Annotated in this window: 12 protein-coding genes; 8 read left to right on the top strand and 4 right to left on the bottom strand. The window is 43.5% G+C overall.

Annotated features, from left to right (window positions below):
- Window positions 1-54: 54 nt before the first annotated feature.
- From accC to acuI, 4 genes are all read right to left on the bottom strand, one after another.
- Window positions 55-1401, bottom strand: coding sequence for an acetyl-CoA carboxylase biotin carboxylase subunit (gene accC / locus PR800_RS02590; protein ID WP_102137952.1), 1347 nt, complete (start codon window positions 1399-1401; stop codon window positions 55-57).
- Window positions 1402-1413: 12 nt separating this feature from the next.
- Window positions 1414-1884, bottom strand: coding sequence for an acetyl-CoA carboxylase biotin carboxyl carrier protein (gene accB, locus PR800_RS02595; RefSeq protein ID WP_102137951.1), 471 nt, complete (start codon window positions 1882-1884; stop codon window positions 1414-1416).
- A gap of 18 nt (window positions 1885-1902) precedes the next feature.
- Window positions 1903-2367: a type II 3-dehydroquinate dehydratase gene (gene aroQ / locus PR800_RS02600; protein WP_102137950.1), complete on the bottom strand. Its 465-nt coding sequence runs from the start codon at window positions 2365-2367 to the stop codon at window positions 1903-1905.
- A 235-nt stretch (window positions 2368-2602) separates the two neighbouring features.
- On the bottom strand, window positions 2603-3583 hold the full coding sequence (gene acuI / locus PR800_RS02605) for an acrylyl-CoA reductase (NADPH) (RefSeq protein ID WP_210843482.1): 981 nt from the start codon (window positions 3581-3583) through the stop codon (window positions 2603-2605).
- 603 nt (window positions 3584-4186) lie between these two features.
- On the opposite strand from acuI, the gene PR800_RS02610 reads away from it, so the two are divergent.
- The 8 genes from PR800_RS02610 to tldD all read left to right on the top strand — a co-directional run bounded on the left by PR800_RS02610 (window position 4187) and on the right by tldD (window position 15015).
- Window positions 4187-5230, top strand: coding sequence for a rod shape-determining protein (locus PR800_RS02610; protein ID WP_004908213.1), 1044 nt, complete (start codon window positions 4187-4189; stop codon window positions 5228-5230).
- Between the two features lie 86 nt (window positions 5231-5316).
- On the top strand, window positions 5317-6285 hold the full coding sequence (mreC, locus tag PR800_RS02615) for a rod shape-determining protein MreC (RefSeq protein WP_102137948.1): 969 nt from the start codon (window positions 5317-5319) through the stop codon (window positions 6283-6285).
- Window positions 6286-6329: 44 nt separating this feature from the next.
- Window positions 6330-6818 carry a rod shape-determining protein MreD gene (gene mreD / locus PR800_RS02620; RefSeq protein WP_004258382.1) on the top strand — a complete coding sequence of 163 codons (489 nt, stop codon included), beginning with the start codon at window positions 6330-6332 and terminating at the stop codon, window positions 6816-6818.
- A 35-nt stretch (window positions 6819-6853) separates the two neighbouring features.
- The gene (locus PR800_RS02625) at window positions 6854-7441 is read left to right on the top strand and encodes a Maf family protein (RefSeq protein WP_102137947.1); all 588 of its coding nucleotides are present in this window, start codon (window positions 6854-6856) and stop codon (window positions 7439-7441) included.
- The gene (gene rng / locus PR800_RS02630) at window positions 7438-8907 is read left to right on the top strand and encodes a ribonuclease G (protein WP_102137946.1); all 1470 of its coding nucleotides are present in this window, start codon (window positions 7438-7440) and stop codon (window positions 8905-8907) included. Before PR800_RS02625 ends, rng begins: the two co-directional genes overlap by 4 nt.
- Before the next feature lie 14 nt (window positions 8908-8921).
- On the top strand, window positions 8922-12713 hold the full coding sequence (gene yhdP, locus PR800_RS02635; RefSeq protein ID WP_272530147.1) for an AsmA2 domain-containing protein YhdP: 3792 nt from the start codon (window positions 8922-8924) through the stop codon (window positions 12711-12713).
- Entirely contained in the window at window positions 12713-13564 is an 852-nt protein-coding gene (gene nit1, locus PR800_RS02640) for a deaminated glutathione amidase (RefSeq protein ID WP_166264311.1), read from the top strand. Before yhdP ends, nit1 begins: the two co-directional genes overlap by 1 nt.
- Before the next feature lie 5 nt (window positions 13565-13569).
- Window positions 13570-15015, top strand: coding sequence for a metalloprotease TldD (gene tldD, locus PR800_RS02645; protein WP_102137943.1), 1446 nt, complete (start codon window positions 13570-13572; stop codon window positions 15013-15015).
- Window positions 15016-15098: the final 83 nt, after the last annotated feature.

Raw genomic sequence — 15098 nt, forward strand, 5'->3', positions numbered from 1 at the left:
AACGCAGCGCGTTACGGTATCGATTGACGATGAGCCAAACAGGTTATCGCTGACTTATTCAGCAATCCCCAGTTTTTTCTCTAAATAGTGGATATTAGTGCCACCTTTTTGGAAGTTTTCATCGCTCATAATCATTTGGTGCAATTCAATATTGGTTTTAATACCATCGACGATTAATTCGTTTAATGCATTTTTCATACGAGAAATAGCGATTTCACGAGTTTCACCATAAGTAATTAATTTACCAATCATTGAGTCATAATACGGAGGTACAGTGTAGCCTGCGTAAATATGAGATTCCCAACGTACACCAAAACCACCTGGTGAGTGGAAACGGGTGATTTTACCTGGACTTGGGATGAAGGTATTCGGGTCTTCTGCGTTGATACGACACTCAACAGCATGACCATGTACCACGATATCTTCTTGCTTCACAGATAATGGTAACCCAGAGGCAACACGCAGTTGCTCTTTAATCAAGTCTACACCCGTGATCATTTCAGTGACTGGGTGTTCAACTTGAATACGGGTATTCATTTCAATGAAGTAGAACTCACCGTTTTCGAATAAAAATTCGAAGGTACCTGCGCCGCGATAACCGATTTCAATACATGCATTAGCACAGCGTTCACCGATATTACGGCGAATTTCCGGCGTAATGCCTGGAGCTGGTGCTTCTTCAACCACTTTTTGGTGGCGACGTTGCATTGAACAGTCACGCTCAGCTAAGTAAACCGCATGGCCTTGGCCATCAGCCATGACTTGAATTTCAATATGACGTGGGTTTTCAAGGAATTTCTCCATGTAAACCATATCATTATTAAAAGCGGATTTCGCTTCAGCACGCGTCAAGTTGATAGAAGATTCTAAATCTTTCTCATTGCGTACCACACGCATACCACGACCACCACCACCACCAGATGCTTTGATGATGACAGGGAAGCCGATACGTTTCGCGATGGCTTTATTTTTTTCAGTGTCGTTCCCTAATGGGCCATCAGAACCCGGAACGCAAGGTACGCCAGCTTTTTTCATCGCGTTAATCGCAGAAACTTTATCACCCATTAGGCGGATGGTTTCAGCTTTTGGACCGATAAAAACAAAACCAGAGTTTTCAACTTGTTCTGCGAAATCTGCGTTTTCAGCCAAGAAACCATATCCTGGGTGAATCGCTTGAGCACCTGAAATCTCCGCTGCGGAAATAATCGCAGGGATATTTAAGTAACTTTTTGCTGATGCTGCTGGGCCGATACAAATTGTTTCATCAGCCAGTAACACGTGTTTTAGATCGCTATCTGCCGTAGAGTGAACCGCTACTGTTTTGATGCCGAGTTCTTTACAGGCACGCAAAATACGTAATGCGATTTCGCCACGGTTAGCGATAACAATTTTTTCCAGCATGGAAACGCCTCGTTATTCGATGACAACTAATGGCTCGTCAAATTCTACTGCATCACCGTTTTGCAACAGAATGGCTTTAACAACGCCTGCTTTATCTGCTTCGATTTGGTTCATCATTTTCATCGCTTCAACGATGCAAAGTGGGTCACCAACGCTGACCGTTTGGCCAACTTCAACGAATGATTTCGCTTCTGGGCTTGGCGCGCGGTAGAAAGTACCGACCATTGGTGAGCGAACCTGGTGACCTGCAACTGCTGCAGGTGCAGCTGGCGCTACCATCGCTTCAGATGGTGCAACCGCATTAGCCAGAGCAGGTTGCTGTGCAACCGGTGCTGAGTAATATTGTTGAGGTGCAGCCATAACCTGAGAAGCAGGTGAAACGCGGCTGATACGTACTGACTCTTCACCTTCAGAAATTTCCAGTTCAGAAATGCCAGACTCTTCGACCAGCTCGATCAGCTTTTTAATTTTACGAATATCCATGGATATGATTCCGTACTCTTATATTTGGATTGAATTAATTAGGCGCAGACGGTTAACCGCTGCCTGTAAAGCAAAACTATAACCATCAGCACCTAGACCACAAATTACACCGATTGCTTTATCGGAGAAATAAGAATGTTGGCGAAATGATTCCCTAGCGTGCACATTAGACAGGTGGATCTCGATAAACGGGATACTCACCGCGAGTAATGCATCACGTAGTGCAACACTGGTATGTGTGAACGCAGCCGGATTGATGAGAATAAAATCAACATCATGACGTGCAGCATGAATTTTATCGATGAGTTCAAATTCTGCGTTTGACTGAAAATGACTCAGTTTTACCCCTAGTTGACTAGCCTCTGCCCCAAGGTTGGATACGATATCGGCAAGAGTTTGGTTGCCGTATTTATCGGGTTCCCGTGTACCTAGCAGGTTTAGGTTTGGCCCATTCAAGAGTAAAATGTGAATATCTTCTGCCATTATGCTGCTAACTCCGACGATATTATCAATAGCCCGACAACATAACGCGATGCTAAGCGTTTGTCATCTTTTATCATAAAAATAAATGGATTTTCTACTGACAAGGTTCGTCATTATAATTATTTCGTGACATATAGCAGCAAAATACTGGTCTTATCAGAGAAAATACCCGAATTTATTTTGGAAAATGTGCGGTAATCCCTATTTAGGCGAAAGTACCGCGACAAATTGGTGATTAGCCTCGCAGGTTAACAAGCGTACGCCCAGTCACTTCATTTTTTAAGAGTTTTTTTGCATATCCGACAGAATCTTCTAACGTGATCTCATTGCTGACTTGCTCATAGAAAGAAGATGGGAGAAGTTCCGTGAGCCGTTGCCATACTTTAGGACGATTTGCAGCAGGGTAGTAAACGGAATCGACACCTTGTAACCGAACATTACGTAAAATAAATGGCATGACACTGGTCGGTAAATCGAAACCACCGGCTAAGCCACAGGCAGCAACCGCACCATTATAATGTGTTTGTGCAAGAAGATTGGCGAGTAACTCACCGCCTACAGTATCAATTGCACCGGCCCACAGCTGTTTGTCTAATGGTTTAGCGGGATGAGTGAAATCACTACGAGGTAATACCCTCTTGGCACCTAAACTTTTTAGGTAATTACTGTTTTCTGCTCGACCTGAAATCGCGACAACGTCATAACCTAATAACGCAAGTATTTGCACAGCGGTGCTGCCAACACCACCACTTGCTCCACTAACAATGATTTCACCTTTATCTGGTGTCACACCTGCGTCTTCTAAGGCGTTTATGCAGAGCATAGCGGTAAAGCCGGCAGTGCCAATTATCATTGCTTGCTTTAAAGATAAATTTTCTGGCAGGGGTGTTAAGTATTTGGCCGGGACTCTGGCTTGAGAGGCTAAGCCTCCCCAATGCGTTTCACCAACTCCCCATCCAGTGAGTAGCACATGTTGGCCAACTTGGAAGCGCGGGTCTTCACTGTGATGGATCACGCCTGAAAAGTCGATACCGGGTACCATTGGATATTGGCGAACAACACCTGCTTTTCCACAAATGGCTAATCCATCTTTATAATTGAGTGTGGACCAATGAATATCGACTACAATATCTCCGGCTGGAAGCATTTCTGTAGTTAATGGTTGAATGCCAGAGACGATTTTTTCGTCAGTTTGTTGTAGGACGAGAGCTTTCATCTTTCACTCCTATATAATGATTAAATATGTATTTTGAAAATTACTAAAATTTGAGTGCATTTCATTGACGTAGTAACAGTATTTAAGCTATTAATATTGTAATTAATTTGTAAAAATTTATTTTTTTCTGGCATAAATAGGCTTTTATCATGCAAAATATCGCATCCTGACGGATTCATTTTGTATATTGACATAAATTTGCCGCGTTTCTGGTAGATAATAGAGCGAACACTCAGCGAATTCACCCAATTTGTATTGGAAATAGCCAGTGTGTAGCAATAATAAAAAGAACTAAATAATATTTGAACTTGTTGCCCCAATAGCTTGTCACACTGGGAAGAAAAAGATGGAGTATATAACAACCAAAGAGTAGAAATTTTTTTGTATAATTTTATCCTGTCGGTAAAAATGCAATTAATCTCTGTTTTTGGGGTTTTTATCTGCTTCGTTTATATAAGAAGCATGTACAGTACGGTACGTGAAAAATAGATGAATTAACCATATTTGTAGAAGCAGCTCATTAACGCCTTGAGACCGCTTCAAGTGGTTGGTAGAGTAGACGGGTTTAAATTCGTCCCCAGCTTGCAGGATAACTCTTTCGTTATGTTTAAAAAATTTCGTGGCATGTTTTCTAATGACCTGTCTATTGACTTGGGTACGGCCAATACCCTTATTTATGTCAAAGGACAAGGCGTAAAATTAAATGAACCCTCTGTAGTTGCTATTCGTCAAGACCGCTCTGGATCGCCAAAAAGCGTTGCTGCTGTCGGTGGTGAAGCGAAGCAGATGCTGGGACGTACACCAGGTAATATTTCGGCAATCAGGCCAATGAAAGACGGTGTTATCGCTGACTTTTTCCTGACAGAGAAAATGTTACAACACTTCATCAAACAAGTTCATAGCAACAGTTTTTTACGCCCAAGCCCGCGAGTGCTTGTTTGTGTTCCTGTTGGTGCAACACAAGTTGAGCGTAAAGCCATTCGTGAGTCAGCATTAAGTGCAGGTGCGCGTGAAGTCTTCTTAATTGAAGAACCGATGGCTGCGGCGATTGGTGCTGGGTTGCCTGTATCAGAAGCGACGGGTTCAATGGTTGTTGATATCGGTGGCGGTACAACAGAAGTCGCTGTTATTTCTCTAAATGGCGTTGTTTACTCTTCATCTGTACGTATTGGTGGTGACCGTTTCGATGAGTCCATCATTAACTATGTACGCCGTAATTATGGCTCACTAATCGGTGAAGCGACAGCCGAGCGCATCAAACATGGGATTGGCTCTGCATTCCCGACAGATGAAGTCTACGAGATTGAAGTTCGCGGTCGTAACCTTGCAGAAGGTGTGCCTCGCGGATTTAAGATGAATTCAAATGAAATTTTAGAAGCACTGCAAGAACCGCTTACAGGAATTGTCAGTGCAGTCATGTTAGCACTTGAACAGTGTCCTCCTGAATTGGCCTCAGATATCTCAGAACGCGGTATGGTCTTAACAGGTGGTGGCGCGCTTCTTCGTAATTTAGATCGCCTATTGATGGAAGAAACGGGTATCCCTGTTATCGTTGCTGAAGATCCTCTAACTTGTGTCGCTCGTGGTGGCGGTAAAGCGTTAGAAATGATCGATATGCACGGTGGTGACCTGTTTAGCGAAGACTAAATGGCCTTTTAGAAACAGTTGGAGACGGTTCTCCAACTGTTTTGACTATTTTTTGTTCCTCTGACATTAGCGAAACTTAGCCACACATGAAGCCAATTTTTAGGCGAGGTCCATCCCTACAGTTACGCATTTTTTTTGCGGTAATCATTGCACTTGTACTGGTGGTGATTGACCATCGTTTCGAGCCTTTCAATAAAGTCCGTAACTACTTAGACACGGCGGTTAGCCCATTCTATTTTTTAGCGAATGGCCCACGCCAATTCCTAGATAATATCTCTGAAAGTTTCTCTTCAAGGGACCAACTGCAATTTGAAAACAAAGCGTTACGCCAAGAGTTATTACTGAAAAAAGCGGATAACTTGCTTTTAGAGCAACTTAAGCAGGAGAATGCGCGCTTAAGGGAGTTGCTTGGCTCGCCACTTCGTCAAGATGAACACATGATGGTAACGCAAGTGATTTCAGGGGCAAATACACCCTATCGCGACCAAGTGGTTATAGACAAGGGCAGTAACGAAGGGGTGTATGAAGGGCAGCCCGTTATTAGTGATAAAGGCGTTGTTGGCCAAGTGGTTGGGGTGAGTAACTTTAATAGTCGTGTCTTGTTAATTTGTGATACTGCCCATGCCTTACCTGTACAAGTATTACGTAATGATGTACGTGTTATTGCGGCGGGTTCTGGGTGTGCCGATGATCTACAATTAGAACCGTTACCTGAAAATACCGATATTCGTGTTGGTGATGTCCTTGTCACATCGGGGTTAGGGGGGCGTTTCCCTGAAGGGTATCCAGTTGGGGTGGTATCAGCCGTAAAACATGACACACAACGAGCTTATACGATCATAAGCGCGAAGCCGAGCGCTGAATTACAACGTTTACGTTACCTGCTGTTATTATGGGGAAATGATAACGATCCTAAAACGCCACTACAGCCTTCGGAAGTTTATCGTGCAGCAAATGAACGCTTAATGAAAGTGTTGCCGCAAGTATTACCTAACCCGAATGAAATTCAGGGGCCTCCATTGCCACCATCAATGGCTCCGACGTCACAACCATAAGTAGAGGAAACACAGTATGGTTATGGGCAAGAGAGTAAATTAGCATGGATGAGTATCGTGGAAATGGCCGTGCCATTATTTGGTTATCATTTTTTATTGCATTGATTTTACAAGTCATGCCTTGGCCGGAGCAACTCAGTTTTTACCGACCATCATGGCTTCTGTTGATTCTCACTTATTGGGTGATGGCGTTACCACACCGAGTGAGTGTTGGCACAAGCTTTATCTTAGGGATTATCGTTGATTCCATTCAGGGCTCCGCACTAGGAGTGCATGCTCTCTCTTTTAGTATTATTTGTTATCTCGTCTCTTATAAGCACCAGCTGTTGCGCAATATGGCGTTGTGGCAGCAAGCGTTGGTGATTATGTTGCTTACTATCATTCAAGATCTTGCTGTTTTTTGGGCTGAATTTCTATCATCACAAGTATTATTCCATCCGCAAGTATTTTGGAATAGCTTAGTGAATGGTATTCTATGGCCATGGCTATTTTTGCTTTTACGTAAAATTCGCCGGCAATTTTCAGTATGTTAGAGTGCTAGTTGTCGGTTTGACTGGGAATTCAGTTTATGTGTTTAATTTATCTTGCGTCCGGTTCACCCCGTCGACGTGAACTTGTTCAGCAACTTAATTATACCTTTGAAATTTTGCGTCCAGAGGTAGAAGAACAGTGGCAAGAGGGGGAGACGCCTCAAGACTATGTTCAGCGTCTTGCACGAGATAAATCTTTAGCTGGTGTTGCGATAGCACCCGATAATCAGCCTGTTTTGGGCGCTGATACTATCGTTGTTCTCGCAGGTAAAATTTTAGAGAAACCGCAAGATAGCCAGCACGCAGAAGCGATGCTAAGTGCATTATCGGGAAGAACCCATCAAGTCATGACGGCGATTGCCTTATCCAGTCGTCAACAGACGATGCAGTCACTAATTGTGACAGATGTGACATTCCGCGAGTTATCTTTGCTCGAAATACAGGATTATATACAGTCAGGTGAGCCAATGGATAAGGCAGGCGCTTATGGAATACAAGGAATTGGTGGGCGTTTTATACGTAAAATTAATGGCAGCTATCATGGGGTTGTTGGTTTACCACTGGTTGAAACAGACGAGCTAATTCAGCGATTTTTAGCGTTAAGTGATGGTAAGGGGAAGTCATGACAGCGGAACTATTAGTGAACATTACACCATCTGAAACGCGCGTTGCTTATATTGATGGTGGGATATTACAAGAAATTCATGTTGAACGAGAAGCGAAAAGAGGGCTAGTAGGGAATATTTACAAAGGCCGTGTGAGCCGCGTCTTACCAGGAATGCAGGCGGCCTTTGTTGATATTGGTCTAGATAAAGCGGCTTTTTTGCACGCGTCTGATATTATGCCTCACACGGAATGTATTGCGGGTGATGAGCAGAAAAACTTTCATGTCAGGGATATTGCAGAGCTGGTTAAGCAAGGACAAGATTTAATCGTCCAAGTCGTTAAGGACCCTCTTGGTACTAAAGGCGCTCGCCTTACTACGGACATTACTCTTCCTTCTCGCTATTTGGTCTTTATGCCAGGGGCTTCCCATGTTGGCGTTTCACAACGTATTGAAAGTGAAGATGAAAGAGAACGCTTAAAAGCCTGTGTTTCACAGTATTGTGATGAAAATGGCGGTTTTATCATCCGTACGGCAGCAGAAGGGGTCGGGGAAGAGGAAGTTAAACAGGATGCTGCATTCTTAAAGCGCCTGTGGGCGAAAGTGATTGAGCGAAAAAAACGTAATGTGACTCGCACAAAAATTTATGGTGAATTAGCGCTTGCCTTCCGTATTATCCGTGATTTTGCAGGCGCTCATCTTGACCGCATTCGTGTTGATTCTCGTTTGACCTATACTCAATTACAAGAGTTTATCGAAGAGTATGTGCCAGAAATGACAGCTAAGCTCGAACTCTATCAGGGAAATCAGCCGATATTTGACTTGTTTGACGTTGAAAACGAAATTCAGCGAGCAATGGATCGAAAAGTGGAATTGAAATCAGGTGGTTACTTGATTATCGATCAAACTGAAGCCATGACGACTATTGATATCAATACAGGGGCATTTGTTGGGCATCGTAACCTTGAAGAAACCATCTTCAACACTAATATCGAAGCCACTCAAGCGATAGCAAGGCAGCTGCGTTTACGCAACTTAGGCGGTATTATTATTATTGATTTTATTGACATGGCTGACCCAGAGCATCGTCGCCGTGTGCTAGCATCATTAGAGCAGGCATTGAGTAAAGATAAAGTCAAAACAACCATTAATGGTTTTTCGCAGCTAGGTTTAGTCGAAATGACGCGCAAGCGCACAAGAGAAAGCTTAGAACATGTGTTATGCGATGACTGTCCGACTTGCCAAGGACGTGGAACCGTTAAATCAGTCGAAACAGTATGTTATGAAATTTTACGTGAAATAGTTCGCGTGCACCGCACGATAGATGCCGATAGGTTCTTGGTTTATGCCTCTCAAGCGGTGGTAGATGTCCTTAAAGGGGATGAGTCACACGCTCTTGCAGAAGTTGAAATCTTTGTTGGGAAGCAAGTTAAAGTTCAGACTGAGCCTCTTTACAGTCAGGAACGTTTTGATGTCGTGATGATGTAATAAAGGAGATATTAGTGAGACGACTGCCACGTGTAGCACTGGTGACGACTGCGGTTATATTATTGCTGTGCGCATTAGTGTTGTCAGGGCTGCGTTTTCTTCTGCCAAATATCGATAATTATCGGCAAGACTTGGTCGATTACGTTGAAAAAAAGACCGATATGTCCGTGCAGCTTGGTAAAATCGAAGGGGCTTGGCAATCTTTTGGTCCTGCACTGACGTTATCTGATGTGGTTTTACAGAATCAAGCCATCGATGTCACAGCGAATACTATTAGGGTTGAATTAGATATCTGGAGCTCGTTATTTTCTCTACGCTGGCGTTTTCGTGACTTAACCTTTTACCAATTAAATGTGGATTATAAAATTCCTTTTAGCTTTGGAGACTCGTCGGAAGGCGGCTCTTTAGATGGGATTGAAGATCTATTTTTAAGGCAATTCGACCATTTCGTATTAAAAGAAAGCCAATTAACCTTTCTCACACCTTCTGAACAAAAAACAACGCTGATTTTACCTGAGCTTTCATGGCTTAATGACAATGAACGGCATCGTGCTCAAGGTTTTGTAAGCCTTGAAACCATTAATAAGCAGCATGGTTATCTGCAAGTAAAGCTTGATGTGTTAGATAAAAATGGCGTGTTAAGTGATGGGGTTTTTTATTTGCAAGCGGATAATATTGACATGCAGCCATGGCTTAGCCGCTGGCTGCGTGATAATACCTCATTGCGGGATGCCAATTTTAGTTTGTCTTCTTGGGTAACCCTGAAAAATAACCGGATTGATAGTGGCCTTATTCAACTACGGCAAGGTGAAGCTAACTGGGGAACGGGCGAATTAGCGCAAAACTTGCAAGTCAATGATTTGCTTTTGCGAATGAAAAGGCAGGGGAATGGGTGGTTATTTAACATTCCTGAGCTTGATACTTTGAAAACCAATGAGTTTATCTGGCCGCAAGGGAGCGTCTCTGTCTTGTATTTGCCTGCCAGCAAGAAATATCAGGATAATGACCATTGGCGCATCCGTGCAAAAGATATTGAACTTGAACGTTTAAGCGAAGTTTTACCCACATTTTCCTTTTTAACCCCTGAAATGGTACAGGATTGGCAACACCGCCAACCAACGGGTGTGGTGAGTGAATTTGCGCTTGATATCACGCCAAATCTGCCTGAAAACGTACAATTTAACATGGACTGGCAAAATGTTAGCTGGAAAAAATGGAAAGAATTACCTTCGGTTAACCATTTTTCGGGGGCTTTAATTGGTGGAATGCAAAGTGGTGGTGCCACAGTTCGCTTACAAGATAGTGAAGTGGATTATCGTGATGAATTTAAAGCCCCTTTTTTGATAAAAACGGCAACAGGTCAATTCCATTGGGTCAATAATGACAGTGAATTTAAATTGTGGAGCCCATCATTAGATGTACAAGCTCAGTCTCTTTGGGCAAATGGTGAGTTTCGTTACGCAAAAGCGAAAAAAGGAAATTATGCGGATCTCGCGATCCTCGCAGGAATTCGTTTAGATGATGCGGGGGATGCATGGCGTTATTTCCCCCAAAAATTAATGGGCCAAGATGTGGCAGATTACCTGACGAAAGCGATTATCGCAGGTAGTGTAGATAACGCGACTTTAGTCTATAAAGGTGATCCTGCTCATTTTCCTTATGATGACAATGATGGGCAATTCCAAGTTTACGTCCCTCTGCGTGATGCCACATTTGAATATGACAGCGAATGGCCTGCGTTATTGAACTTGGATATGGATTTAGACTTCAGGCGTGCAGGGCTATATATGCATGCACCAACTGTGAAATTGGCGGATGCCACCGCAACCAATCTTGATGCTAATATCCCGGATTACACTAAAGAAATGTTGTATATCAATGCGGATATCAGTGGGACAGGAAAACAAATCCAACAATATTTTGTGCATACCCCGATGAACCACTCAATTGGCGATACGCTTGAAGAGTTACAAATTGGGGGAACAGTTTATGGGCAGTTGGGATTATCTATTCCACTGGTAGCGGGTAAGGACGTTGTTGCCAAAGGGAAGGTCAATCTCAATAAAAATGATTTATACATTCAGCCGATTGATAGCACTATTTCCGCTTTAACGGGCAGTTTTGAGTTTAACAATGGCGATTTACGCGGTGAAAACCTGCGGGGCCATTGGTTTGAACAGCCGATAACTGTCGACTTCACCACCACAGACCAAGCAAAAAATTATTTAGTGGATGTGAATATTAACGGAAACTGGGCGGTGAATAAATTGGCAATGTTGCCTGCTGAGATTAAGCAAAAGGTGTCAGGAACCACTGACTGGAAAAGCCAAGTCGCCATTACCATTCCAAATACGGCAAAAGAGCCAGTAGGTTTACAAATAGACGTCACCGCAGGGCTCAAACAACTGAAAAGCCAGCTACCCGCTATTGATAGCGCTCTATTAGCCGAGCTTGGGCAAATCAATGTTCAGGCGAAAGGAACGACAGAGCAGTTGGTGGTTGGTGGTGATATTGGTAAGCGCATTGGTTTTAATACTCAATGGGGGCTGAGTGATAAGCCTTTAAGCTTATTAAAAGCCCATGTTGCCCAATGGCGTAATGGCATTCCTGAATTACCTAAAAACTCGACTTTTGTCGTTAATTTGCCAGCTATTACCGATATGAACTGGGAGAAATTAGCTGGGCTGTTAGTGTCTTCTCATAGCCGAGAAGGCGGTATGAATATTCGCTTACCTGACATGCTCGAGGTCAATATTCCATCTATTTATCTCGTAGGGCAGCAATGGAATGCAGTCAACTTTTCCTATGATCTACAACGAGCTGAGCAACTGGTTCATATCAATAGTGAAAACCTGAAAGGTTCGTTACAAATATTTGCTTCACAGCCTTGGCAGGTTGCCATTGATTATTTGTATTACAATCCCAGTGCTTCTACGAGCGCCCAAATTAATGACCTTGCCACAACCCAATTTGATTTTAGCCAATGGCCGCAATTACAGTTGCACTGTAAAGAGTGTTGGGTTGCTGGGCAGAAACTGGGGGAGATTAGCGCGAATATCCAACCTAAAGGGTCATTATTGCAATTGACGGGCGGTACGCTAGATAACAGTGTCACGAAATTAAAGCTAGATGCTATTTGGGACAGCAAAAAAGGCAACAAAACACAAGTTGCAGGCTCATTAACGGGTGATGCTTTCGACGAAACAGCGGCCTATTTTGGTATATTAGTTCCTATTATCCAATCACCTTATACTATTGAATTTGATTTAGATTGGGCCGATTTGCCTTGGTCACCCGATATTGCCTCTTTAAATGGTAAAATGTCTGTGAAATTGGGTAAAGGTGCGATTGCCCAAATGGGCGGTGGCCGGGCAGGGCAAATATTGCGTCTAGTCAGCTTTGACGCCTTGTTACGTAAACTACGATTTGATTTTAGCGACACGTTTAGTAATGACTTCGATTTTGACTCGATTAAAGGTGATGCGACGATTAAAAATGGTGTGTTGGTTTCGAAAAATACCTATGTTGATGGCTTAGTTGCAGACATTTCATTTGATGGTCAAATTGACCTTGTTAAACGCCAAATTAACGTTGAAGCCGTCATCACACCAGAAATATCTGCTACAGTAGGAGTAGCAACCGCGTTTGTGGTAAATCCATTTGCTGGGGCTGCGGTATTTGCAGCAACGAAAGTGCTCGGTCCATTATGGAGTAAAGTTTCTGTTATTCGTTACCGAGTAACTGGTAGCTTGGACGAGCCAAAAATTGATGAGGTATTACGTCAACTTAAGGAGACTCAAGAGTAATGAAAAATGGCAACGTTGCACTTTTGCAGTTATGTAGCGGAAATAATACTAAACACAATTTAGCGCAAATAGAACAACAAATCAAACAGTTACCCGAAACTGTTGAGTTAGTACTGACACCTGAAAACGCACTGTTATTTGCGGATGCAGCAACGTATCGCAAACAAGCGGAAGAGCAAGGAAAAGGCCCTTTGCAAAATGCGATCAGCGAAATGGCCAAACGTTATCATGTTTGGATTTTAATTGGCTCAATGCCAATGGTTAGCCGTGAAGATCCTGAGCGTATTACAAGTAGTAGCTTATTATTTGATTCAGAAGGAAATATTAAAGCACGATACGACAAAATTCACATGTTTGATGTCAATATCGAAGACGAGCAAGGCACTTATAACGAGTCTGTAATTTATCAACGCGGTGAACATATTACCGTCGTTGATACACCCGTTGGTCGCCTTGGCATGACAATTTGTTATGATTTACGTTTTCCTGGTTTATTCCAAGCATTACGTGAGCAAGGCGCAGAAATTATCTCTGTACCCGCTGCATTTACCCGTTATACCGGCCAAGCACATTGGGAGCCATTATTACGCGCTCGTGCGATAGAAAACCAATGCTATATTTTAGCGCCTGCTCAAGTCGGTGTGCATGGTACCCGTCGCACATGGGGGCACAGCCTTGCAGTTGATGGGTGGGGTAAAGTGATGAAAAAGAACGTGGATGCAGTCGCTTCTACGGTACTGAATATTAAAACAGACAGCTTAAGTGTCATGCGTGAGCAAATTAAAGTGGTAAAACACAACCGCTTTAGACCGCAATTGACATCATTGATTAAAAAAGAAACCAAAGAGTAACGAATATGAGTTTAGCTTCTGTCAGCGAACATTTGCTGGCCGCCAACCGCCTTGGGCAAGAAAATCTGTATGACATTTTAGGTTTGTTATCTGAGCGCCATCTGGATTATGCGGATCTGTTCTTTCAATCGAGCTTCCATGAATCGTGGGTGCTTGAAGATAGGATCATCAAAGATGGCTCTTACAATATCGACCAAGGTGTTGGTGTGAGAGCTGTCAGTGGTGAAAAAACCGGGTTTGCATACGCAGACCAAATTTCGCTACATGCGCTGACACAAAGTGCGACTGCTGCACGCAGTATTGTGAATGAGCAAGGTTCTGGTAAATCACAAATTCTAACTAACGTTGAATATAAAAAACTGTATTCAATGGCAGATCCACTGCAAAGCTTATCGCGGGAACAAAAAATTGATTTACTGCATCGTGTTGACCAAATTGCTCGCGCAGAAGACCCGCGTGTCATTGAGGTCAATGCCAGTTTAACCGGTGTTTATGAGCAAGTGTTAGTCGCTGCAACAGACGGCACCTTAGCGGCAGATATTCGCCCATTAGTGCGTTTATCGGTCAGCGTGCTGGTGGAACATGACGGCAAGCGCGAACGCGGTGCGAGTGGTGGCGGTGGCCGTTATGGCTACGAGTATTTCTTGGAAATTCATCAAGGGCAAGTGGTTGCTGAGCAATATGCACGTGAAGCGGTGCGTATGGCGCTGGTGAACTTGTCTGCAATTGCCGCTCCTGCTGGAATGATGCCAGTTGTGCTGGGCGCTGGTTGGCCGGGGGTTCTATTACATGAAGCGGTGGGCCATGGCTTAGAAGGTGACTTTAACCGTCGCGGCACCTCTGTTTTTTCAGGTCAAATAGGTGAACAAGTGGCATCACCACTGTGCACTGTGGTGGATGATGGCACGATAGCAGGCCGTCGTGGTTCCCTTGCCATTGATGACGAAGGGGTACCCGGGCAGTATAACGTCCTAATAGAAAATGGTATTTTACGTAATTATATTCAAGATAAACTGAATGCACGCCTGATGGGAGTTGCTCCAACAGGTAATGCACGCCGTGAATCTTATGCACACTTACCTATGCCGCGTATGACCAATACTTACATGTTAGCAGGGGCATCAACGCCAGAAGAAATCATCGCAAGTGTGGATAAAGGCATATATGCACCAAACTTTGGTGGTGGTCAGGTAGATATCACCTCAGGTAAATTTGTATTTTCGACATCAGAAGCTTACCTGATTGAAAAGGGTAAGATTACTTCTCCTGTGAAAGGGGCAACGTTAATCGGCTCTGGTGTTGAAGCTATGCAGCAGATTTCAATGGTCGGTAATGACCTAGCGCTAGATAAAGGCGTTGGTGTTTGTGGTAAAGAAGGCCAAAGTGTGCCTGTTGGTGTGGGGCAGCCTACATTAAAACTGGACAAACTGACCGTTGGTGGTACCGCTTAATTTTCACGGTTATGATATAAATTAGGCTTTGCTCGCCCTTGTGACAAACTCTTGGAGATATTGTGACTAGGGCGTTTGTGTGT

The sequence above is a fragment of the Providencia sp. PROV205 genome (genome assembly GCF_028479505.1).
Classification (GTDB): Bacteria; Pseudomonadota; Gammaproteobacteria; order Enterobacterales; family Enterobacteriaceae; genus Providencia; species Providencia huaxiensis.